This window comes from Mycobacterium lacus (assembly GCF_010731535.1).
Classification (GTDB): Bacteria; Actinomycetota; Actinomycetes; order Mycobacteriales; family Mycobacteriaceae; genus Mycobacterium; species Mycobacterium lacus.
Genome location: NZ_AP022581.1, coordinates 1,914,527 through 1,936,570 on the forward strand (window position 1 = coordinate 1,914,527; position 22,044 = coordinate 1,936,570).

Genomic DNA, 22,044 nt, shown 5'->3' on the forward strand with positions numbered 1-22,044 from the left:
TCTCGTGGCAGGATCGCAGAGCATGCGCCTGACGCCGCACGAACAGGAGCGACTGCTGCTGTCTTACGCCGCCGAAGTGGCCCGTCGCCGCCGGGCCCGCGGATTGCGCCTCAACCACCCGGAGGCTGTCGCGATCATCACGGATCACATCCTCGAGGGGGCCCGCGACGGCCGCACCGTGGCCGAGCTGATGGTCAGCGGGTGTGACGTGTTGCGCCGCGACGACGTCATGGAGGGGGTGCCGGAGATGCTCGCCAACGTGCAGGTGGAGGCGACGTTTCCGGACGGCACGAAGTTGGTCACCGTCCATCACCCGATCGCATGATTCCCGGCGAATTCCTTTACAGCACAGGCGATATCGAGATCAATGAAGCCGCGCCGCGCCTCGAGATGCGGGTCGTCAACACCGGCGACCGTCCGGTGCAGGTCGGTAGCCACGTCCACCTTCCGCAGGCCAATGCGGCGCTGTCGTTCGACCGCGCGGCGGCCCACGGGTACCGCTTGGACATTCCGGCGGCCACGGCGGTGCGCTTCGAGCCCGGCGTGCCCCGGTCCGTCCGGTTGGTTCCGCTGGGCGGGCGCCGGGAGGTGCACGGCCTGACCCTGAACCCACCCGGACCCCTCCGATGACCCGGCTGTCCAGGGAGCGTTACGGGCAGCTTTTCGGCCCCACCACCGGCGACCGGATCCGGCTGGCCGACACCAACCTGCTGGTCCAGATCACCGAGGACCGCAGCGGGGGACCGGGCCTGGCCGGCGACGAGGCGGTGTTCGGCGGCGGCAAGGTGCTGCGCGAGTCGATGGGCCAGGGACGCGCCAGCCGCGCCGAAGGCGCGCCCGACACGGTGATCACCGGCGCCGTGATCATCGACTACTGGGGAATCATCAAGGCCGACATCGGGATTCGCGACGGCCGCATCGTCGGGATCGGAAAGGCCGGCAACCCCGACATCATGACGGGCGTGCACCGGGATTTGGTGGTCGGGCCCTCCACCGAAGTCGTCGGCGGCAACGGCCGAATCGTCACTGCCGGAACCGTCGACTGTCACGTCCACCTGATCTGCCCGCAGATCATCGCCGAAGCGATCGGCGCGGGCACCACCACGATCATCGGCGGCGGCACCGGGCCCGCCGAGGGCACCAAGGCCACCACCGTCACGCCCGGCGAGTGGCACCTCGCCCGGATGCTGGAGTCGCTGGATTGCTGGCCGGTGAACTTCGCCTTGCTCGGGAAGGGAAACACCGTGAGCGCCGACGCGTTGTGGGAGCAATTGCGTAGCGGCGCAGCGGGTTTCAAATTGCATGAGGACTGGGGATCCACGCCCGCCGCCATCGACGCGTGCTTGACCGTCGCCGATGCGGCCGGCGTGCAGGTGGCACTGCATTCCGACACCCTCAACGAGATCGGCTTTGTCGAGGACACCCTCGGCGCGATCGCCGGACGCACGATTCACACGTATCACACCGAGGGGGCCGGCGGCGGGCACGCCCCGGACATCATCACCGTGGCCTCGCAGCCGAATGTGCTGCCCAGCTCCACCAATCCGACCCGTCCGCACACGGTCAACACCCTCGATGAACACCTCGACATGCTGATGGTGTGCCACCACCTCAATCCCCGGATACCGGAGGACTTGGCGTTCGCGGAGAGCCGGATCCGGCCGTCCACCATCGCGGCCGAGGACTTGTTGCACGACATGGGCGCGATCTCGATGATCGGCAGCGACTCGCAGGCCATGGGACGCGTCGGCGAGGTGGTGCTGCGCACCTGGCAGACGGCGCATGTGATGAAGGCGCGCCGCGGCTCATTGGCCGGTGATGGTCCGGCGGACAACGCTCGGGTGCGGCGCTATGTCGCGAAGTACACCATCTGCCCGGCCATCGCCCACGGCCTTGAGCATGAGATCGGTTCGGTGGAGGTGGGCAAGCTGGCCGACCTGGTGTTGTGGGAGCCGGCCTTCTTCGGGGTGCGCCCGCATGCCGTGCTCAAGGGCGGTGCGATCGCCTGGGCGGCGATGGGCGACGCGAACGCTTCCATCCCGACGCCCCAACCGGTGTTGCCCCGCCCGATGTTCGGCTCTGCCCCGGCCACGGCCGCGGCCACCTCGGTGCACTTCGTGGCACCGCAATCCATCGATGCGCGCCTGGCGGACCGGCTCGCCGTGCACCGCCGGCTGGTGCCGGTGGGCGACGTGCGTGCCGTCGGCAAGGCCGATATGCCGCTCAACGACGCTCTGCCCAGCATCGAGGTGCACCCCGACACCTTCACCGTGCGTATCGACGGTCAGGTATGGCAACAGCAGCCAGCGGCCGAGCTTCCGATGGCACAACGATATTTCCTGTTCTGATGGCCTCGCTCGCGGTGCTTCTCGCCCTCGCCGACTCACGACTTCCCGCCGGCTCACACGTGCACTCCGGCGGCCTGGAAGAGGCCGTCACCAGCGGGATGGTGACCAACGTGGCCACGCTGGAGGCGTTGCTCAAGCGGCGGATCCGCACCCACGGGCTGGTCACGGCGTCGATCGCCGCGGCGGTCCATCGGGGCGATCTGAGCGTCGATGAGGCCGATCGCGAAACCGACTCGCGCACACCGGCTCCCGCCGCCAGACACGCGTCGCGCAGCCAGGGCCGGGGGCTGGCTCGACTGGCCCGGCGCATCTGGCCCGGCACCGGTTGGGACGAACTGGGCCCGCGTCCGCATCTGGCGGTGGCCGCTGGCCGCGTCGGGGCAGTGAGCGGTCTCACCCCCGAACACAGCGCACTGCACATCGTCTACACCACGATGACCGCCTCGGCCACCGCCGCCCAGCGACTGCTGGCCCTGGATCCTGCCGACGTCGCCGCGCTGACGTTCCGGCTGTCCGAACTGTGCGAGCGCACCGCCGCCGAGGCGAGCGCCGGGCTGGCCGACTTGTCCGACCCGCTGCTCGACACGCTCGCGCAACGCCACGCCGAACGCGAGCGGCCCCTGTTCACCTCCTGAAAGTCCGGAAAGGTCAATCAAATGCACGATCACCCGCACCCCCATCACGATCGACCCAAGCGGGTCCGCCAGCCGGGCGAGCCGCTGCGCGTCGGGGTGGGCGGCCCGGTCGGCTCCGGCAAGACCGCGCTGGTCGCGGCGCTATGCCGGCAGTTGCGCGACGAACTGTCGCTGGCGGTGTTGACCAACGACATCTACACCACGGAGGACGCCGATTTCTTGCGCAAGCATGCCGTTCTGCCTGACGACCGGATCGCGGCCGTGCAGACCGGAGGCTGTCCGCACACCGCGATCCGCGATGACATCACCGCGAACCTGGATGCGATCGACGACCTGATCGCCGCCCACGACCGGCTGGATCTGATCCTGGTCGAGTCGGGCGGCGACAACCTCACCGCCACCTTCTCGTCGGGCCTGGTGGATGTCCAGATCTTCGTCATCGACGTGGCCGGCGGCGACAAGGTGCCCCGCAAGGGTGGGCCCGGGGTCACGTACTCGGATTTGCTGGTGGTCAACAAGACCGATCTGGCCCCGCTGGTGGGCGCCGATCTGCAGGTGATGACCCGCGACGCCGACGCGGTGCGCGGCGGGCGCCCGACCGTGCTGCAATCGCTGACCCAGGACCCGGCCGCCACCGAGGTGGTGGGGTGGGTTCGCGCCCAACTGGTCAGCTGATGGACGCCCATGCTGTCTAGGGTCGTGCTGGTCGCCTCGCGAAACCGCTTGCCGCGCATCCACTGCCGCGGCGGCCTCACGGCCCGCTGCACCGCGCCCCACACCGCGCACCTGGTATCCGCGGCGGCCATCCCGCTGGGCGGCGACACCATCGACATACGGGTGATCGTCGAACGGGGCGCGCTGCTTCGGCTGCGCAGCGCGGCCGCCACCGTGGCCCTGCCCGGCACGCGCAGCCGCACCTCGCACGCCCGCTGGGAAATCGACGTCACCGGGACCCTGGATGTGGACCTGGAGCCGACCGTCGTCGCCGCCGCCGCCCGGCATCTGTCCCGGGTGGCCTTGCGGCTGCATGGCGACGGCCGGGTCCGCTTCCGGGAGCGGGTCCAGATCGGCAGATGCGATGAGCGCGAGGGGTTCTGGTCAGGATCGCTACACGCCGACCGGAACGACCGTCCGTTGCTGCGGCACCGAGTGGAATTGGGCGCCGAATCATCGGCCGACGACATCCTTGCGGCGCCACGCGCTACAATCAGCGAGTTGCGCTATCCTGCAACGGCATTCACCGACGCTATCGACGCCGGATCGACGATACTAGCGTTGGCCGACGGGGGAACGCTGAGTACCTGGCAGGCTGACCGGTTGACTGGCTAACTGGCCACCCGCGCGCCGACCGCCGACCCCTGCGCCTCGGCCGCCAATTCGGCCAGCTGTTCGAGCCGCGTTCGGGCAAACGCCTGCTGGTCGGTGATGGTCAGCTGACCGCGCCGGGTGCTCAGGAAGGTCACCGTCCAGGACAGCAACGTGGTGATCTTGGTCTTGAACCCGATCAGGTACACCAGGTGCAGCACCAGCCATATCAGCCAGGCGATGAACCCGCTGAACTCGAGCGGACCGATCTTCGCCACCGCCGAGAACCTCGATACCGTGGCCATAGAACCCTTGTCGAAGTATTGGAACGGTTCGCGCTCGGTGTGGTCGGCCCCGGCGAGTTCGGCCCTGATCGTATTGGCGACGTACTTGGCGCCTTGAATAGCGCCCTGCGCCACCCCCGGCACGCCCTCGACGGCGGCCATATCACCGACGACGAACACGTTCGGGTGCCCGGGGATGGACAGGTCGGGCAGCACCTTGACCCGGCCGGCCCGGTCAAGTTCGACCGTTGACTGCTCGGCGAGATCTCGGCCGAGCCGGCTGGCCTGGACCCCGGCGGACCAGACCTTGCAGGCCGATTCGATGCGCCGGACGGCGCCGTCGGAGTCCTCGACCGTGACGCCGTTGCGGTCCACATCGGTGACCATCGCGCCCAGCTGGATCTCCACGCCCATCTTCTTCAACCGGGCGGCGGCCCTCTCGCCGAGCTTTTCGCCCATCGGCGGCAGCACCGCGGGCGCGGCGTCGAGCAGGATCACCCGCGCCTTGGTGGAGTCGATGTGCCGGAAAGCGCCCTTCAGGGTGTGGTCGGCCAATTCGGCGATCTGCCCGGCCATTTCGACGCCGGTGGGGCCGGCGCCGATGACGGTGAACGTCAGCAGCTTGGCCCGTCGTTCCGGGTCGCTGGACCGCTCGGCCTGCTCGAAGGCGCTCAGGATCCGTCCGCGCAGCTCCAGGGCGTCGTCGATCGATTTCATGCCGGGGGCGAATTCGGCGAAATGGTCGTTGCCGAAGTACGACTGGCCGGCGCCGGCGGCGACGATCAGGCTGTCGTAGGGGGTTTCGTAGGTGTGACCGAGCAACTCCGAGACGACGCATTGGTTTGCCAGGTCGATGTGGGTGACGTTGCCCAGCAGCACCTGGACATTGTGCTGCTTGCGCAGGACGACGCGGGTCGGGGGAGCGATTTCACCCTCGGAGATGATCCCGGTGGCGACCTGGTACAGCAACGGCTGGAACAGGTGATGCGTGGTCCGTGCGATCAGCTTGATGTCGACGTCGGCTCGCTTGAGCTTCTTTGCCGCGTTGAGTCCCCCGAACCCCGATCCGATGATGACGACCTGATGTCGACGACCTGGTTGGGCCGTGTCTTCGGGGTGGGGACTCACGCCTGTCAAGGGTAGCCAAGCCCGACTCCTGATACCCAAGCGCGAGCGTGTGTGATCAGCCACACCGGCCCCCGACGCTTGGCTACAGACCGAGCAGCGGGCGCAGTGCCTCGCCGGCGGTGGTGATGACTCCGGGGCTATACCCGTGCGGGGACAAGTTGATGATCACCCCAGCGACGCCGGCGTCGAGGACCTTGGTTTGGACTTGGTCGGCAACCTGCGCCGGGCTGCCCACCACCATGCGTCCGCTCACCCGCTCGGGAAGCTGATCGGGGTTGACGTTCTCGTCGATCATCACCGTCAGCATCAAACTGGTCTCCAGCGTCGAGGGGTCCCGGCCGGCCTCGTCGCACCGGGCGGCGAGCGCCTCCACCTTCCGCGGCAGCTCGTCGAGCGACGCGACGATGTTGAGATGGTCCGCGCTGCGCGCGGCGATCGCGAAGGTCTTCTTCTCACCACCGCCGCCGATCAGTATCGGGATGCGGTCGCGATAGCGCGGCTCGGCTATCGCCGACTCGGTGGTGTACCAGTGACCGGAAAACGTGGGCCGCTCACCTTTGATCATCGGCTCGAGGATCTTGAGCGCCTCTTCGAGCCGGTTGAACCGGTCGGTGAAACTGCCGAACTCGAACCCGAGCTGGCGGTGTTCGAGCTCGTACCAGCCGGCACCGATACCGAGGATCGCCCGGCCCGCGCTCACCACGTCAAGCGTGGTGACGATCTTGCCCAGCAGGGCCGGGTTGCGGTAGGTGTTGCCGGTCACCAACGCGCCCAGCTGCAGACGTTCGGTGGCGGTGGCCAGCGCGCCGAGGGCCGTGTACGCCTCCAGCATCGGATCCTCGGGCGGACCCAGCATGGGCAGTTGATAGAAGTGGTCCATCACGAAAAGCGCGTCGTAGCCTGCTGCCTCCGCCTCACGCGCCTGGGCGAGGACCGACGGGAAAAGCCTTTCCACACCGGTGCCGTAGGAAAACTTGGGGATTTGTAATCCAAGCCTGATCGCCACGGTACCTACCGTAGCGATCGGCTCCGAAGCCGAAAGAGGCTCAGGCGAAGTGGGTCAGCGCGCCGTGGCTGACGTGCAGCGTCTGGCCGGTGATGTGACGAGCCGCCGGTGTGGTGAGAAACAGCGCCAGCCTTGCCATCTCGGACGCGACGGGCGGGGGCGTGCGCGACAGGCCTTCGTAGCCGGCCTGGGCGCTGCGCCCACACGCGACGGCATTGACCGTGATTCCGCGAGTGCCGAAAAATTCCGCCTGGCCCTGGATCCAATTCGACAGGGCGGCTTTGATTGCCGCGTCGACGCTCCCGGCGGGCGGGTTCTCCGTCACCACGCTGACGATGGAGCCTCCGGAGCGCAGGTGATCGCCCACCGCCTGCACGGTCAGCACAGTGGAAAGCACCGTCGCGTCGAGGGCGCTGCGCCACGCGTTGGCAACATCCGCCAGCGAATAGGCGCGGGGGTCGCCGGCGTCGAACCTCGGTGCCGGCACGTTGACGATGGTGTCCAGGTGACGGGGGAACAACCCGTGGACCTCGCCGATGCTGGCCGGGTCGGTGGTGTCGCAGACGATCGCGTCCACGTCGAGCTCCTTGGCGACGACCTCGAGGTCGCCACGGCGTGCCCCGACGAGGATCACTTTGTGACCGTCGTCGCGAAAGCCCTCGGCTACCACGCGCCCCAGATCGGTGTCGCCCCCGGTGACCAGCACCTCCACAGCCATGACCTCCTCGTGTTCACCGTTGAACCCAGACCCTGGCGATTCACCACCGCATGTGCCCCGCACGGCGCGGCTAACGTGATTCCGATGGTGGGCGCACCACGGGATCTCGGAACCGCAATGCCTGGGATCTCAGCGTGTGTTATGGCGTCGATCCCCGTTGATGTTACTGGACAGTAGCTATCAGGCGAAATTCCACGCCGACGCGGCGCGCACAATTTTCGTAACTATTCAGCCGCCCCGCTCTCGCGTTGACGGGCGCCGTCCTTTCGAGGCTAAGGTTTCAGCCATGCGTCGGATCGGGGTGCTGGCCGGTTTGCTGTCCACGACGGTGGTCGCGGGCCTGGTGGCGTGCGGTTCGAACTCGCAGCCGTCGCGGTCCGCCCGGCCGATCGTGGTGTTCGCGGCCGCCTCGTTGAGGCAGGCGTTCACCAAGATCAGTGAGCTCTTCGCGACCGAAAACTCGGGCGCCAGGATCGATTTCGACTTCGCGGGTTCCTCGGAGCTGGCGATGCAGCTGACCCAGGGCGCCACCGCCGACGTCTTCGCCTCAGCAGACACCGCACACATGGACACGGTCGCCAAGGCCGGGTTGCTGGCCGGTAATCCGACCAACTTCGCCGCCAACACGCTGGTCATCGTCACCGCGCCGGACAATCCGAAGAACGTCGCATCCTTCGCGGACCTGGGCAAGCCGGGGCTTGCCGTGGTGGTCTGCCAGCGGCCGGTGCCCTGCGGATCGGCAGCCCGGCGCATCGAAGACACCACCGGAGTGCGGCTCAACCCGGTCAGCGAGGAACCCAATGTGGCCGATGTCCTCAACAAGGTCACGACCGGACAGGCCGACGCCGCGCTGGTCTATGTCACCGACGCGCTCAGCGCCGGCAACAAAGTGGTGACCGTCGAGTTTCCCGAGGCCGCCCGCGCGGTGAACGCCTACCCCATCGCGGTGCTGCAGAAGGCGCCGCAGCCAACGTCGGCGAAGAAGTTCGTGGCCATGGTGACTTCTGAGGCAGGTCAGCAGATCCTGGCTCAATCGGGCTTCGCCAAGCCCTGACGACCACCCGTGCACCGGCCTACGAATCCGCCCCGCTGGGTTTATCTCCCCGCCGCCGTGGGGACCATCTTCGTGGTGCTGCCGCTGGTGGCGATCGCGGTCAAGGTCGACTGGCCGCATTTTTGGTCGCTGGTCACCAGTCCGTCGTCGAAGACGGCGCTGCTGCTGAGCCTGAAGACCGCCGCCGCGAGCACGGGCCTGTGTGTGCTGCTGGGGGTTCCGATGGCGCTGGTGTTGGCCCGCGGCCGCACGCGGCTGGTGCGGCCACTGCGCCCGCTGATCCTGCTGCCCCTGGTGTTGCCGCCGGTGGTCGGCGGCGTGGCATTGCTCTACGCATTCGGCCGGCTCGGATTGATCGGCCATTACCTCGCGGCCGCCGGTGTCAGCGTCGCGTTCAGCACGACCGCGGTGGTGTTGGCACAAACCTTCGTCTCGTTGCCGTTCTTGGTGATTTCTCTCGAGGGCGCCGCTCGCAGCGCGGGTGCCGACTACGAGGTGGTGGCGGCGACGCTCGGGGCCCGGCCCACCACGGTCTGGTGGCGGGTCACCCTGCCGTTGCTACTACCGGGCATGTTGTCCGGGGCGGTGCTGGCGTTCGCGCGCTCGCTCGGTGAGTTCGGCGCGACGTTGACGTTTGCCGGCTCCCGGCAAGGGGTCACCCGCACCCTGCCATTGGAGATCTACCTGCAACGAGTGAGCGACCCCGACGCGGCGGTGGCGTTGTCGATCCTGCTGGTGGCGGTGGCGGCACTGGTGGTGCTGGGCCTGGGCGCTCGCCGGTTGACCGGGACGGACATCAGGTAGCCGGCGATGAGCGAGTTGCAGCTTCGTGCGGTCATGGCAGGGCGCCATCTGGACGTGGAGTTCTCGGTGTCCGCAAGCGAGGTGCTCGCGGTGCTCGGACCCAACGGCGCGGGCAAGTCCACGGCCCTGCATGTGATCGCCGGGCTGGTTCACCCCGATCAGGGCCTGGTGCGCTTGGGGGACCGGGTGTTGACCGACACCGCGGCCGGGGTGAATGTGGCGACGCACGACCGCCGGGTCGGCCTACTCCTACAGGATCCACTGTTGTTCCCGCACCTGAGCGTGGCCGCCAACGTGGCCTTCGGGCCGCGCAGCCGTCGGTCCGGGCGTGCTTGGCGGAGACCCCACGAGAAGTCAACGGCGCTGCGCTGGCTGCGCGAGGTGGACGCCGAACAGTTGGCTGACCGCAAGCCGCGGCAGCTCTCGGGCGGTCAAGCTCGGCGGGTCGCGATCGCGCGGGCGTTGGCGGCCCAACCCGACGTGTTGCTGCTCGACGAACCGCTGAACGGGCTCGACGTGGCCGCGGCAGCGGCCATCCGCACGGTGCTGCGAACCGTGGTCACCCAAAGCGGCTGCGCCGTCATCCTCGTTACCCACGACCTGATGGACGTGTTCACCCTTGCCGATCGAGTACTAATCCTGGAGTCCGGCAAGATTTCGGAGATCGGCCCGGTGCCGGAAGTGCTCACCGCACCCCGCAGTTATTTCGGAGCCCGCATCGCGGGCGTGAACTTGGTCAACGGCACGATCGGCCCGGACGGCTTGCTGCACACCGGTTCTGGCGCGCACTGGCATGGCAGTGCGGCCGAGCGGCTCGCGAGCGGACAGCAGGCGGTCGCGGTATTCGCCCCGGCCGCCGTGGCGGTGTATCAAGACCCGCCCCGCGGCAGCCCCCGCAATACCGTCCAAGTGACCGTGGCCGAGCTGGACACCCGCGGAGCCGACGTCCTGGTGCGTGGCCAAGACCAGCCCAATGGGGCACCCGGACTGGCCGCGCTCATCACCGTCGACGCCGCCGCGGAGCTGCCGTTAACCCCCGGAACACGCGTCTGGTTCAGCGTCAAAGCTCATGAAGTGGCGCTGCACCCGGCACTACAGCGGGACGCGCAACCGTAAGTCGGTGGCCGCGAACTGGATTCATGCCTGAAATGTCGTGCGCAGGCAACAGTGCGGACACCGAACGGCATAGTCCGCGCATAGACAGCACGCCCTCCTTGCGTCACAGCCGTAACACGGTAGGTTCGTCGCCATGAATCAGGTGGACCCGACCCCGACACGCCGTAAGGGACTGTGGGCGACGCTGGCGATCACCGCGGTGACCGGAGCCAGCGTCGTCACCATCGCGCTGCCGGCGACTTCGAGCGCCGATCCGGAGCCCGCGCCCCCGCCGACCACAACCGCGGCCACGCCGCCGGCGGCCACAGCGGCGTCACCCGCACCGGCACCGGCGACCACCAGCACGCCGAGCGCCCAACCGGGCGATCCCAATGCGGCGCCGCAGCCCCCGGTTGACCCGAACGCGCCACCGCCCCCGGTCATCGACCCCAACGCACCCGAACCCGGCCGGGTCACCAACGCCGTCGGCGGATTCAGCTTCGTCGTGCCCCCCGGCTGGGTGGAGTCGGACGCTTCCCACCTCGACTACGGCTCGGCGCTGCTCAGCAAGACGACCGGGCCGCCGCCCCTGCCTGACCAGCCGCCGCCGGTGGCCAACGACACCCGCATAGTGCTCGGCCGACTGGACCAGAAGCTCTACGCCAGCGCTGAGACCACCAACCCGAAGGCCGCCGTCCGGCTTGGCTCGGATATGGGTGAGTTCTTCATGCCCTACCCCGGCACGCGGATCAACCAGGAGACCACCCCGCTCAACGCGAACGGCCTGACCGGAAGTGCGTCGTATTACGAGGTGAAATTCAGCGATACCAGCAAGCCGAACGGTCAGATCTGGACCGGCGTGATCGGCTCGCCCACTGCGACCACCCCCAACGCCGGTTCTCCGCAGCGCTGGTTTGTGGTGTGGCTTGGGACCGCGAACAACCCGGTCGACAAGGGTGCGGCCAAGGCACTCGCCGAGTCGATCCGGCCTTATTCGCCCCCTTCGCCGGCCCCGGAGGCGGTTCCGGCAGCGCCCGCGCCGGCACCCGCGCAGGCACCCGCCGCGGAACTGAGTCCGACCGTTGCCCCAACACCACAACGGACCCAGCCCGCCTGATGACGCCTCGGGTTGGCCCGGCCGTCGCCAACTTGGCACTCAAAGCGTGACGAAAACGGGGTATACCGAACTTACCCCGGTATCGGAGCTGGCTTTGCCAGATGATGCAAGGAGAGCCCTCATGGACGTCATGGCTGCCACCGAATACCTTGCCCGGTCGACAACGCTGACCTCGGTCGGCTGGATTGGCTACATCATTATCGGTGCTATCGCGGGCTGGATCGCCGGCAAGATCGTCAAAGGCAGCGGGTCCGGCATCCTGATGAACATCGTCATCGGCATTGTCGGCGCGTTGATCGGCGGTTTTCTGCTGAGCTTCGTCGTCAATACTGCGGCCGGCGGCTTTTGGTTCACGTTGTTCACCGCGATCCTGGGCTCGGTGATCCTGCTTTGGGTCGTCGGTCTGGCGCGCAGGCGCTAGCTGCGCTGAACCATTGCGGCCGTGGCCAATAGCGGCATGATGAAGCGATGGCCTCACAGGTGACCACCACCACGATGACCGCGTGGCAGGTCCGTCGGCCCGGTCCGATGGAAACCGGCCCGCTGGAACGAGTTACCACCGCGGTGCCCCGGCCCGGGCCGTCCGAGTTGCTGGTGGCCGTGCGGGCGTGCGGGGTGTGCCGTACCGACCTGCACGTCACCGAAGGCGACCTTCCCGTGCACCGCCACCGGGTAACCCCCGGCCACGAGGTGGTCGGCGAGGTCTTGGAAGTCGGCTCAGCCGCCGGCGACGAGTTCGGCGTGGGGGACCGGGTGGGTATCGCTTGGTTGCGCCATACCTGCGGGGCGTGCAAGTACTGCCGGCGAGGCAATGAGAACCTGTGTCCGGAGTCCCGCTATACGGGCTGGGATGCCGACGGCGGGTATGCCGAATTCGCCACGGTCCCTGCGGCTTTCGCGCACCACCTGCCGAGCGGCTACACCGACAGCGAGCTTGCGCCGCTGTTGTGCGCCGGCATCATCGGATACCGCTCGCTGTTGCGGGCCGAGCTGCCGCCCGGTGGCCGGTTGGGTCTGTACGGGTTCGGCGGCAGCGCCCACATCACCGCGCAGGTCGCGCTTGCGCAAGGCGCCGAGGTCCACGTGATGACGCGCGGGGCCGACGCGCGCGAGCTGGCGCTGCAACTTGGCGCGGCGTCGGCCCAACCCGCCGCCGATCCGCCGCCGGTTCCGCTGGACGCCGCGATCCTGTTCGCCCCGGTCGGTGACCTGGTGCTGCCCGCGTGCGAGGCGCTGGATCGGGGCGGCACCCTCGCGATCGCGGGGATCCACCTGACCGATATTCCGCCCCTCAACTACCAACGTCACCTGTTCCAGGAGCGCCAGGTGCGGTCGGTCACGTCGAACACCCGGGCCGATGCGCGCGCGTTCCTCGACTTCGCGGCCCAGCACCACATCGAGGTCACCACCCCGGAATACCCGCTCGCACAAGCCGATCGAGCGCTGGCCGATCTCAGCGCCGGGCGTGTCGCCGGCGCCGCGGTGCTGCTGGTCTAACTTCTGACCGCGTCCGGCCCGGCGCCGTCAGGTGCTCAGGTGCCAAACCAGGGCAGCCGCCAGGGCGCCCAACCCATTCAGCGACCAATGCAATGCGATCGGCGCGATCAGGCTGCCGCTGCGCCGGCGCAGCCAACTGAATACGAACCCGGCCGACCCGGTGGCCAACACCGCCAACGTCACCCCGGCCAGCATCCCGACGATCCCGCCGCCGAACAGCCGGGTGAAACCGACATTGCTGCTCGTCAACCCCAGCGACGTCGCGATGTGCCAGAGACCGAACAGCAGCGAGCCCGCTAAGGCGACGCCGCGAAATCCCCAGGCCCGGTGCAGCGCGCCGTGCAATACCCCGCGAAAGGCCAACTCTTCGGGGATGACGGTTTGCAGCGGAATGATCAGCATCGAGGCGACCAGCGCGCCGGAGATCGTCGCGTAGTGATTGTTCATGAACATCGGCCGGGTCATCGGTAGCAGCACACCGACCGCGATCACCGACATCACGACCGCAACGGCCACCAGCGCATAACCCAGCCCAGACTTCCAGTGTTCGCGGCCCAGGCCGAGCTCGGCCCAGCCCAGACCCCTGCAGCGGATCAGGATCACCAGCCCGACGGCCGCAGCCGGGACCGTCGCTATGCTTGCCCACGGCGTCGTGAAGTGCGCGATCAGGTTTGTCGACACCAGCACCATCACGACGACGGCGATGTCGACGTAGATCCGAAACCGGTCCAGCGCCGCAAGCCGCGACACCAGCGCGTCGAGCTGAACGCTGGCGGCGGCTTGTCCGGGGGCGTGACCATGCATCGTGGCGAGTCTACCCGCGGGGCGGGTCGGCATCCGCGCACTTCGCCAACGACGACGGCATTGGCCGGCGTTTTGCCCCCCGCACGCTGCTACAGCCGGTCAGCCGTCGTTCGGGCCCAGCCGGCGGCGCGCGTAGGCCGTGAGCTCAGCCGAGAGCGCGTCGGCAGCCAACAGCCGTGGAAGCAGCTCCGGCTCCGACATTCGGGCTCGAAAGACCAGCCCTATGGTCACGTCATGATCGGGGCGGTGATCGATTGTGATTGCGTCGCCGGCACGAACCGTCCCGGGGGAGATCACCCGCAGGTAGGCGCCAGGTTTCCCGGCGTGGGTGAAGGTCTTGATCCAGTCGCTCAAATTCAGGAAAGCCGCGAACGTTCGGCACGGTGTCCTGGGCGCCGATACTTCCAGCACCAAGCCGTCGGTGCCGACGCGCCAGCGTTCACCGATGCGTGCCCCGGTGACATCGACGCCCGAGATGGTCAGGTTCTCGCCGAACATTCCGTCGGTGAGCGTGCGCCGAAGTTGGGTTTCCCATGCGTCGAGGTCTTCTCGCGCATACGCGTAGACGGCCTGGTCATCACCGCCGTGGACCTTCGGATTGCCGATGGTGTCGCCGACGAGTCCGCTGCCGAGACCACCCCGCATGGGCCCGGGTGCGCGCACCATGACCGGCTCGGTTGCGGCCACTTTGCCGATGCCCGTCACCGTCGACTGTGCGCGCGGATCGGGATTGCGTCGAGCACGAGCCAAGTTGACCGACAACACGTTCGCCACCCGCCCAGGCTAGCGCCGAGAGCAGCTTCGCTCGTCCACGGCCTATCCGTGGTTGAACGTTATGCGCGGATCGTCAGCGTCTGCCGTGTGACAAGAACTCACATAGGTCACGCTCCTTCGATCGTGAGTGGCTATGCGGCGAACCCAGCGGGCGCCTCCGACAACGCGGAAGTCCGCAGCAGGAGGCGCGCCTACCGCGCCCGATGGTCGCCAGAGGATGACGAATACGTGGGGCTGTGCGCTGAGTTCCCGTCGCTCTCCTGGCTGGCCGAAACCGCTCATGAAGCCGTCGCCGGTATCGAACAGGTCGTTGATGAGGTTGTCGCCGACATGCACGCAAACGGCGAAGCCGCTCCTCAGGCGCTTACTGAACGGACCTACAGCGGCAAGTTCGGCGTGCGTACATTTCCGGAGCTGCACGAATCTTTATCTATCGAGGCGGCAGAGCAAGGCGTCTCGCTTAACCAATTGGTCAACCTGAAGCTGTCACGGTCTGCGTGACTGCCAAGGGCCACCAACGGATTGCCCCAACGTGTCCGTGGTCTTGATGGTCGGTTGATTACCAGGCGCGAGCTGCCGTAATCGCGTTGACCCATGACCGAGCGAACCGGGCGCTATGACGAAGACACCGTCACTCACCGCGTTCGTTCCGATCACTCGCTACGCTCGTTCCGCTCGCTCGACTCCCAGGTCCGATGGGTCGTCTCGCTCCCGTCACTCACTGCGTTCGTTCCGCTCGCTCGACTCCCAGGTCCGATGGGTCGTCTCGCTCCCGTCACTCACTGCGTTCGTTCCGCTCGCTCGACTCCCAGGTCCACCCCGCGATCTGTGGGTCGTCCTCGCCGTATTCGCGCGTGTAACTGCGGGCGGCAAGGCGGGCATCCATCATGCGCTGGCGCAACATGGCGGCCCGGCTGCCCAGCCCGTCCACGCGATCGATGACATCTATGACCAGGTGGTAGCGATCCAGGTCATTGAGCATGACCATGTCGAACGGCGTCGTCGTGGTGCCACGCTCCTTGAACCCTCGCACGTGCATGCGAGCGTGATTGGCGCGCCGATAGGCCAGCCGGTGGATCAACCACGGATAGCCGCGGTGGGCGAAGATCACCGGCCTGTCACGGGTGAACAACGCGTCAAACTCCTTGTCGGACAAGCCATGTGGATGCTCGGATTCCAGCTGCAGGCGCATGATGTCGACGACGTTGACCACCCGTACAGCCAGCTCGGGCAGCTCGCGGCGCAGGATGTCGGCGGCGGCCAGCGTCTCCAGCGTCGGGATGTCTCCGGCACAAGCCAGCACCACGTCGGGTTCGGCTGTTGCGGTGCTTGCCCACCGCCAGATGCCCACTCCGCGGGTGCAGTGGGCGATGGCCTCGTCCATGGTGAGGTAGGCCAGCGCGGGCTGCTTGCCGGCGACGATGACGTTGACGTAGTCACGGCTGCGCAGGCAGTGGTCGGCCACCGAGAGCAAGGTGTTCGCGTCCGGCGGCAGGTAGACCCGCGTCACCTCCGCGCGTTTGTTGGCGACCAGGTCGATGAATCCGGGGTCCTGATGCGACGAGCCGTTGTGGTCCTGCCGCCAGACGTGGGAGGTCAGCAGGTAAGAGGTTCAGTTCGTCGTCGGAATGAACCGCGCGTTGAGTCGTTTGGGTTGCTCGGGTTTCTAGGCTCACTTGGCCGATTGTGCGCGCCTTCGATGAACACCGCGCTAGGCGGAACTCATTCTTCGCCGCGAGCGCGAGCCTCGTAGGCCCGGCGCTTCTCGACGTCGACGTCGTCGGTGAACACGTGCTCGCCCCCAAGGATGCGGTTCAGGCCCTCGGACACCACACGCGGCATGAACTTCTGCGACACGACCATCGCGCCGGCCGCCCTAGTCACCCGCACTCGTGGCTTGGGATGGACGACCAGCCCGACGATAGCGTCGGCGATGTCCGCGGGCTCGGCGTTCCTGAATCCCTTGACCCCTGCGGTGCCCGCGATCAGTTCGGTGTTGACGAACGACGGCAGTACCACGGAGAACTTCACGCCAGCCGATCGGTACTCGAGTCTGGCGGAGTCGGTGAACGCGACCACCGCGTGCTTGCTGGCGCAGTACGTGGCCAGCCCGACGGCATAGATCTCCCCGGCCAGCGAGGCGACGTTGATGACGTGTCCGGACCCGCGAGGGACCATGCGCTGCGCCGCCAGCTTGCTGCCCAGGATCACGCCGTAGACGTTGATGTCCAGAATGCGCCGGGTGACCGCATCCGGCTCGTCGACGATCCGGCCGACGGGCATGATGCCGGCGTTGTTGACCAGCACGTCGATCGGTCCGAGTTGGCGCTCGACCTGGTCGAGAAAGTCCGAAAACGAATCCCGGTCGGTGACATCGAGTTTCCCGTACACCTCGACGCCGAGGTCGGCACCCGACTCCTTCACCTTCGCCTCGTCGATGTCGCCGATCGCCACCTGGGCGCCCAGCTTGTGCAGCGCGGTCGCGGTGGCCAATCCGATCCCCCGTGCGCCGCCCGTGATCACGATGACCTTGTCCCGGACCTTGAGACCCATGGATGCAGCGCCCGCCATACAGCAAGCACAGCATTCGACGTCGTCGCCGCGCAATCACCGGGGCGATACTGCATGGGTGACTCACGTGCGATCGGCCGTTCCGGACGATGCGCTCGACGTCGCGCGAGTGCACGTCCGGTCGTGGCAGTCGGCCTACCGCGGCCTGATCGCCCAGGACTACCTCGACGCTCTCGATCCCGAAGTCTGGGCGCGCAGATACAGGTTTGGGCGCATGGGGCTTCGGTTGCCGTCCACCGTGGTCGCGGTCGACGGTTCGACCATCTGCGGCTTAGCTACCACGGGTCTATACCGAGACACGGACTTATCGAATTACGGCGAGCTTATGGCGATCTACGTCGATCCCGCCCGTATGCGGACCGGAGTTGGGCGTTTGCTGATGACTGCGGCCCGGGAAAGGATGCGGGGGGTCGGCGTGACGAGCGCCGCGCTGTGGGTGCTGGACGGCAACGTCCGCGCTCGGCGGTTCTACGAACGCGACGGGTGGCGGTTCGACGGGGCACGCCGCACCGAGACTTTCGGCGATGCGCCAGTAGCAGAAGTGCGTTATCGACGCACGCCCGTCTGAGGGGTTCTCGGAATCTTTTCTCTGAGCGGCAAAACCGCAAGTTGACGCCTCCGGCGGGAAGTCGTGTCGCTCGGAGGCGGGCAAAACGTCTACCGTCCGAACGCGGGACTGGTGTGGCACACAAGACCACCGCGACGTCGCCGACACGGCGATGTTCGCGCCCGGCCCCCTCGGTGAGAGCGGTTGGCTCGGTGTCAAACGTGGTGGGGCAGCTACGGTATGCAGGTGCCCGACCGGTTGCTCAATGCCGTGCGCGTCCTCGACTTGTCCGGTGCCCACGCCGACGGGGTGACCCGCCTGCTCGCTGACCTCGGTGCCGACGTTCTCAAGGTGGAACCCCCGGGTGGTAGCCCGGCGCGGGACGTGCTCCCGACGCTGGGCGGCGTGAGCCTTTCCTTCGCCGTACACAACGCGAACAAGCGCAGCGTGGTGCTCAACCCGCTCGACGACAACGACCGCCAACAGTTTCTCGAACTGGCCGGCAGCGCCGACATCGTCGTCGACAGCGGCCTTCCCGGGCAGGCCGCCGCGTTTGGGATGTCGTGCGCCGAGCTCGCCGATCGCCACAACCAGCTGGTGGTGCTCTCGATCACCGACTTCGGGGCAACGGGGCCCCGCTCGTCGTGGCGTGCCACCGATCCCGTGTTGTATGCGATGTCGGGCTCGCTGTCGCGGTCGGGTCCACCCACCGGCACGCCGGTGCTGCCGCCGAACGGCATCGCGTCGGCCACCGCCGCCGCGCAAGCGACCTGGTCGGTGCTCGTCGCTTACTACAACAGATTGCGGTGCGGCACAGGTGATTACATCGATTTCTCGCGGTTCGACGCCGTCGTCTTGGCGCTCGACCCGGCGTTCGGGGCACACGGCCAGGTTGCTGCCGGCCGGCGCGGCACCGGGCAGTGGCGGGGCCGTCCGAAAAACCAGGACGCCTACCCGATCTATCCGTGCAAGGACGGCTACGTCCGGTTGTGTGTGATGGCGCCGCGGCAATGGCGCGGCCTGCGCCGCTGGTTGGGCGAGCCGGAGGAATTCCAGGACCCCAAATATGACGTGATCGGCGCGCGTCTTGCCGCTTGGCCCCAGATCAGCGTCCTGGTCGAGGCGTTGTGTGCCGAACAGACCATGAAGGATCTGGTGACCGCCGGACAAGCGGTGGGTGTGCCGATCGCCGCGGTGCTGACGCCGTCGCGCATCCTGGCCTCCGAACATTTCGAGGCGGTGGGCGCGATCACCGAGGTCGAGGTTGTCCCCGGCGTGCGCACGCCGGTGCCGACGGGATATTTCGTCGTCGACGGGCAGCGCTCGGGCTTTCGTACGCCGGCTCCAGCCGCGGGGCGGGACGACCCGCGCTGGCTAGCTGAGCCCGCGGTCGTCGCGTCACCCCCGGGCCGGGTGGGCGGCTACCCTTTCGACGGGCTGCGCATCCTCGATCTGGGTATCATCGTCGCCGGAGGCGAGGTGGGCCGGCTGTTCGGCGATCTGGGCGCCGAGGTCATCAAAGTCGAAAGTGCCGACTACCCGGATGGGCTGCGGCAGGCCCGGATTGGCGAGCCCATCAGCGAATCGTTCGCCCGGACCCACCGCAATCACCTGGGTCTGGGCCTGGACCTGCGCAGCACGCCGGGCAAGGAGATCTTCGGCCGCCTGGTCGCCGACGCCGATGCGGTGTTCCTCAACTTCAAACCGGGAACCCTTGCCGCACTCGGGTTTTCCTATGACGCGCTGCATGCTCTCAATTCGCGAATCGTGCTCGCCGGCAGCAGCGCGTTCGGGCACAAGGGTCCCTGGAGCACCCGGATGGGCTACGGTCCGTTGGTCCGCGCCACCACCGGCGTCACCCGGCTGTGGACGTCCGACGAAGCGCCGCCGGAAAACGCCCGGCATGCCTTTTACGACGCGACGACGATCTTCCCCGATCACATGGTTGGGCGGATCACCTCGATCGCCGCGCTGGCCGCGCTCATCCACCGCGATCGAACCGGCGCGGGGGCTCACGTCCACATCTCCCAGGCCGAGGTCGCCGTCAATCAACTCGACACCCTGTTCACCCACGCCGCGTTGGGGGCCGGTACCGCCGAGATCCGTGACGACACCAGTGTGCACGCCGTCTACCCATGTGCCGGCGACGACGAATGGTGCGTGATCTCGATCGAGTCGGATGGCGATTGGCGTTGTGCCGCATCCGTTATGGAGCGCCCGGAACTGGCCGACGATGCGCGTTTCGCGACCGGTCAGTCGCGGGTGGTCAACCGAAAGGAGTTGGTGGCCCTCGTCTCGGCCTGGACCCACACTCGCACCCCCGCTCAGGTCGCCCAGGCAATGCAGTCAGCCGGGGTCGCGGCCGGCCCGATGAACCGCCCACCGGATCTGCTCGAGGACCCGCAGCTGATCGAGCGAAAGGTGCTCCGCGACATGGTGCATCCCCTGATCAACCATCCACTTCCGACCGAGACGGGCCCGGCGCCGTTTCGTCACATCCCGCCGGCGCCCCAGCGCCCGGCGCCGTTGCCAGGGCAGGACACCCGCGAGATCTGTCGCAAGCTGCTTGGGATGAGCGCCGAGGAGACCGAGCGGATGATCACCGACCGCGTGCTGTTCGCGCCCGCGGGCAGTCACTAGCAGGCCGCCAAGAATGTGGCCGCGATTGTGAATCTGGCGACGCGACGCCAGCGTGTCGCGTCGCCAGATTCACAATCGGCGCCACTTCCCGGCCCGCTCGAAACGTTCGGGGTCGCCGCGCTACGTTCGAGCCATGCGCGTCGACCCCAGAACACCGGTGTTGGTCGGCTACGGCCAGGTCAACCATCGCGACGACATCGACCCGGACATGCCGTCCGTCGAGCCGGTCGACCTGATGGTTACCGCCGCCCGGCAAGCCGCGGAGTCCCGGGTGCTTGAGGCCGTGGACGCCGTTCGCGTGGTGCACACGCTGTCGGCACATTACCGAAATCCTGGGCTGCTGCTCGGCGAACGCGTCGGAGCCGCGAGCTTCAGCACGGGTTACAGCGGCGTCGGCGGCAACATGCCGCAGACTCTGGTCAACCGGGCATGCGTCGACATCCAGCAGGGGCGGGCCGGCGTGGTGCTGCTCGCCGGCGCCGAAACCTGGCGCACCCGGACCGGGCTGCGCGCCAAGGGCAGCAAACTCGTGTGGACCGTTCAAGACGAATCGGTTCCGACGCCCGAGGTCACCGACGACAACGTGGCGATGTTCGGCGAGGCCGAGCTCAGGATCAAGTGCGACCGGCCCGCCTACGTGTATCCGATGTTCGAGCAGGCGCTGCGGATCGCGAACGGCGAATCGGTCACCGACCACGGCAAGCGGGTCGGCCAGCTGTGGGCACGCTTCAACGCCGTCGCGGTCGACAATCCGCACGCGTGGATCCGCAAACCGGTGACCGCCGACGACATCCGGCAGCCCAGCCCGCAGAACCGGATGATCAGCTGGCCGTACACCAAGCTGATGAATTCCAACAACATGGTTGACCAGGGCGCCGCGTTGGTGTTGACGTCGGTCGAGCTGGCGACGCGGCTGCGGATACCCGCCGAGCGCTGGGTCTATCCGCAGGCGGGCACCGCCGCGTACGACACCCCCGCCATCGCCGAGCGTGCCGAGCTGCACCGGTCGGCGGCCATCCGGATCGCCGGTGCACGAGCGCTGGAGCTGGCGGGACTGGCGATCGACGAGATCGATTATGTCGACCTGTACTCGTGCTTTCCCTCCGCCGTCCAAGTCGCCGCGGCCGAACTCGGCCTCGGCCTCGATGACCCCGACCGCCCGTTGACCGTCACCGGCGGGCTGACCTTCGCGGGCGGTCCGTGGAGCAACTACGTCATGCACTCCATCGCCACCATGGCCGAACGGCTGGTGGCCAATCCCGGGCGGCGCGGGCTGATCACCGCCAACGGTGGTCACCTGACCAAGCACAGCTTCGGCGTCTACGGCACCGAACCGCCGGCCGAATTCCGGTGGGAAGACGTGCAGCCGGCGGTGGATCGCGAGCCCACCCGGGACGGGTTGCTCGAGTGGGAAGGCGTCGGCACCGTGGAATCGTGGACGACGCCGTTCAACCGGGACGGACAACCGGAGAAGGCCTTCCTGGCGGTCCGCACGCCTGGTGGGGCGCGCGCCCTGGCGGTCATCACCGATCCCGCCTCGGCCGCGGTCACGGTCAGCGAAGATATCGCCGGCGCCAAGGTTGCCGTCGGCTCCGACGGCACCGCGACCCTAGGGTAACTGGCCGGTCACGCCGGTGTCGCGTAAAAACGAGACTCCTCGCGCAGCCGCACCGACGTGCTTATTGTCATGAGTGAACGTTGGGGGAGGTGAGCCCAG

At 67.7% G+C, this 22,044-nt stretch carries 22 protein-coding genes and 1 pseudogene; 16 read left to right on the forward strand and 7 right to left on the reverse strand.

The genetic code is table 11. The features are described from left to right. Positions 1-22 precede the first annotated feature (22 nt). The 6 genes from G6N24_RS08740 to G6N24_RS08765 are packed head-to-tail and all read left to right on the forward strand — an operon-like array spanning position 23 to position 4,312. Positions 23-325, forward strand: coding sequence for an urease subunit gamma (locus tag G6N24_RS08740; RefSeq protein ID WP_085162203.1), 303 nt, complete (start codon positions 23-25; stop codon positions 323-325). Next, positions 322-630, forward strand: a complete 309-nt coding sequence (locus G6N24_RS08745) for an urease subunit beta (RefSeq protein WP_085162204.1) — start codon at positions 322-324, stop codon at positions 628-630. Before G6N24_RS08740 ends, G6N24_RS08745 begins: the two co-directional genes overlap by 4 nt. Further along, on the forward strand, positions 627-2,348 hold the full coding sequence (locus G6N24_RS08750; RefSeq protein ID WP_085162205.1) for an urease subunit alpha: 1,722 nt from the start codon (positions 627-629) through the stop codon (positions 2,346-2,348). Before G6N24_RS08745 ends, G6N24_RS08750 begins: the two co-directional genes overlap by 4 nt. After that, on the forward strand, positions 2,348-2,983 hold the full coding sequence (locus G6N24_RS08755; RefSeq protein ID WP_085162206.1) for an urease accessory protein UreF: 636 nt from the start codon (positions 2,348-2,350) through the stop codon (positions 2,981-2,983). Before G6N24_RS08750 ends, G6N24_RS08755 begins: the two co-directional genes overlap by 1 nt. 21 nt (positions 2,984-3,004) lie before the next feature. Next, on the forward strand, positions 3,005-3,658 hold the full coding sequence (gene ureG, locus G6N24_RS08760) for an urease accessory protein UreG (RefSeq protein WP_085162207.1): 654 nt from the start codon (positions 3,005-3,007) through the stop codon (positions 3,656-3,658). Positions 3,659-3,667: 9 nt separating this feature from the next. Continuing rightward, on the forward strand, positions 3,668-4,312 hold the full coding sequence (locus G6N24_RS08765; protein WP_085162208.1) for an urease accessory protein UreD: 645 nt from the start codon (positions 3,668-3,670) through the stop codon (positions 4,310-4,312). Here G6N24_RS08765 and G6N24_RS08770 read toward each other — a convergent pair. The 3 genes from G6N24_RS08770 to G6N24_RS08780 all read right to left on the reverse strand — a co-directional run bounded on the left by G6N24_RS08770 (position 4,309) and on the right by G6N24_RS08780 (position 7,424). Continuing rightward, positions 4,309-5,700 (reverse strand): NAD(P)/FAD-dependent oxidoreductase, encoded by a 1,392-nt coding sequence (locus G6N24_RS08770; protein WP_085162209.1) that lies wholly within the window; start codon positions 5,698-5,700, stop codon positions 4,309-4,311. The two genes, G6N24_RS08765 and G6N24_RS08770, sit on opposite strands and share 4 nt — an antisense overlap. Before the next feature lie 82 nt (positions 5,701-5,782). Continuing rightward, entirely contained in the window at positions 5,783-6,706 is a 924-nt protein-coding gene (locus G6N24_RS08775; RefSeq protein WP_085162210.1) for an LLM class F420-dependent oxidoreductase, read from the reverse strand. Between the two features lie 40 nt (positions 6,707-6,746). Then, entirely contained in the window at positions 6,747-7,424 is a 678-nt protein-coding gene (locus G6N24_RS08780; protein ID WP_085162211.1) for an SDR family oxidoreductase, read from the reverse strand. A 286-nt stretch (positions 7,425-7,710) separates the two neighbouring features. On the opposite strand from G6N24_RS08780, the gene modA reads away from it, so the two are divergent. From modA to G6N24_RS08810, 6 genes are all read left to right on the forward strand, one after another. Then, positions 7,711-8,478 carry a molybdate ABC transporter substrate-binding protein gene (gene modA / locus G6N24_RS08785; protein ID WP_085162212.1) on the forward strand — a complete coding sequence of 256 codons (768 nt, stop codon included), beginning with the start codon at positions 7,711-7,713 and terminating at the stop codon, positions 8,476-8,478. A 9-nt stretch (positions 8,479-8,487) separates the two neighbouring features. Next, a complete protein-coding gene (locus G6N24_RS08790) occupies positions 8,488-9,282 on the forward strand; it encodes an ABC transporter permease (protein WP_085162213.1) in 795 nt (264 codons plus the stop codon). A 6-nt stretch (positions 9,283-9,288) separates the two neighbouring features. Beyond that, complete coding sequence (locus tag G6N24_RS08795) at positions 9,289-10,398, forward strand: sulfate/molybdate ABC transporter ATP-binding protein (protein ID WP_085162214.1); 1,110 nt, start codon at positions 9,289-9,291, stop codon at positions 10,396-10,398. Positions 10,399-10,531: 133 nt separating this feature from the next. Then, positions 10,532-11,494 carry an alanine and proline-rich secreted protein Apa gene (locus G6N24_RS08800; RefSeq protein ID WP_085162215.1) on the forward strand — a complete coding sequence of 321 codons (963 nt, stop codon included), beginning with the start codon at positions 10,532-10,534 and terminating at the stop codon, positions 11,492-11,494. Positions 11,495-11,615: 121 nt separating this feature from the next. Beyond that, a complete protein-coding gene (locus tag G6N24_RS08805; protein WP_085162216.1) occupies positions 11,616-11,915 on the forward strand; it encodes a GlsB/YeaQ/YmgE family stress response membrane protein in 300 nt (99 codons plus the stop codon). Positions 11,916-11,962: 47 nt separating this feature from the next. Continuing rightward, on the forward strand, positions 11,963-12,991 hold the full coding sequence (locus G6N24_RS08810; protein WP_085162217.1) for a zinc-binding alcohol dehydrogenase family protein: 1,029 nt from the start codon (positions 11,963-11,965) through the stop codon (positions 12,989-12,991). Positions 12,992-13,018: 27 nt separating this feature from the next. Here G6N24_RS08810 and G6N24_RS08815 read toward each other — a convergent pair whose 3' ends face one another. Both G6N24_RS08815 and G6N24_RS08820 read right to left on the reverse strand, forming a co-directional pair. Continuing rightward, the gene (locus G6N24_RS08815; RefSeq protein WP_372514581.1) at positions 13,019-13,681 is read right to left on the reverse strand and encodes a CPBP family intramembrane glutamic endopeptidase; all 663 of its coding nucleotides are present in this window, start codon (positions 13,679-13,681) and stop codon (positions 13,019-13,021) included. Between the two features lie 213 nt (positions 13,682-13,894). Next, complete coding sequence (locus tag G6N24_RS08820) at positions 13,895-14,560, reverse strand: MOSC domain-containing protein (RefSeq protein ID WP_085162237.1); 666 nt, start codon at positions 14,558-14,560, stop codon at positions 13,895-13,897. Between the two features lie 237 nt (positions 14,561-14,797). Between G6N24_RS08820 and G6N24_RS08825 the strand changes: the two genes are divergently transcribed. Next, positions 14,798-15,070, forward strand: coding sequence for a type II toxin-antitoxin system HicB family antitoxin (locus G6N24_RS08825; RefSeq protein ID WP_232070783.1), 273 nt, complete (start codon positions 14,798-14,800; stop codon positions 15,068-15,070). A 274-nt stretch (positions 15,071-15,344) separates the two neighbouring features. On the opposite strand, the pseudogene G6N24_RS08830 reads toward G6N24_RS08825, so the two are convergent. After that, positions 15,345-16,178 (reverse strand): annotated as a pseudogene (locus tag G6N24_RS08830) (phosphoketolase family protein); the annotation flags it as partial. A 113-nt stretch (positions 16,179-16,291) separates the two neighbouring features. Beyond that, a complete protein-coding gene (locus tag G6N24_RS08835) occupies positions 16,292-17,140 on the reverse strand; it encodes an SDR family oxidoreductase (protein ID WP_085162220.1) in 849 nt (282 codons plus the stop codon). Between the two features lie 58 nt (positions 17,141-17,198). On the opposite strand from G6N24_RS08835, the gene G6N24_RS08840 reads away from it, so the two are divergent. The 3 genes from G6N24_RS08840 (at position 17,199) to G6N24_RS08850 (ending at position 21,945) form a co-directional block, all read left to right on the forward strand. Further along, entirely contained in the window at positions 17,199-17,708 is a 510-nt protein-coding gene (locus tag G6N24_RS08840) for a GNAT family N-acetyltransferase (RefSeq protein WP_139822546.1), read from the forward strand. Between the two features lie 219 nt (positions 17,709-17,927). Continuing rightward, positions 17,928-20,327 carry a CaiB/BaiF CoA transferase family protein gene (locus tag G6N24_RS08845; protein ID WP_085162222.1) on the forward strand — a complete coding sequence of 800 codons (2,400 nt, stop codon included), beginning with the start codon at positions 17,928-17,930 and terminating at the stop codon, positions 20,325-20,327. Between the two features lie 133 nt (positions 20,328-20,460). Continuing rightward, positions 20,461-21,945 carry an acetyl-CoA acetyltransferase gene (locus G6N24_RS08850; protein WP_085162223.1) on the forward strand — a complete coding sequence of 495 codons (1,485 nt, stop codon included), beginning with the start codon at positions 20,461-20,463 and terminating at the stop codon, positions 21,943-21,945. Positions 21,946-22,044 lie beyond the last annotated feature (99 nt).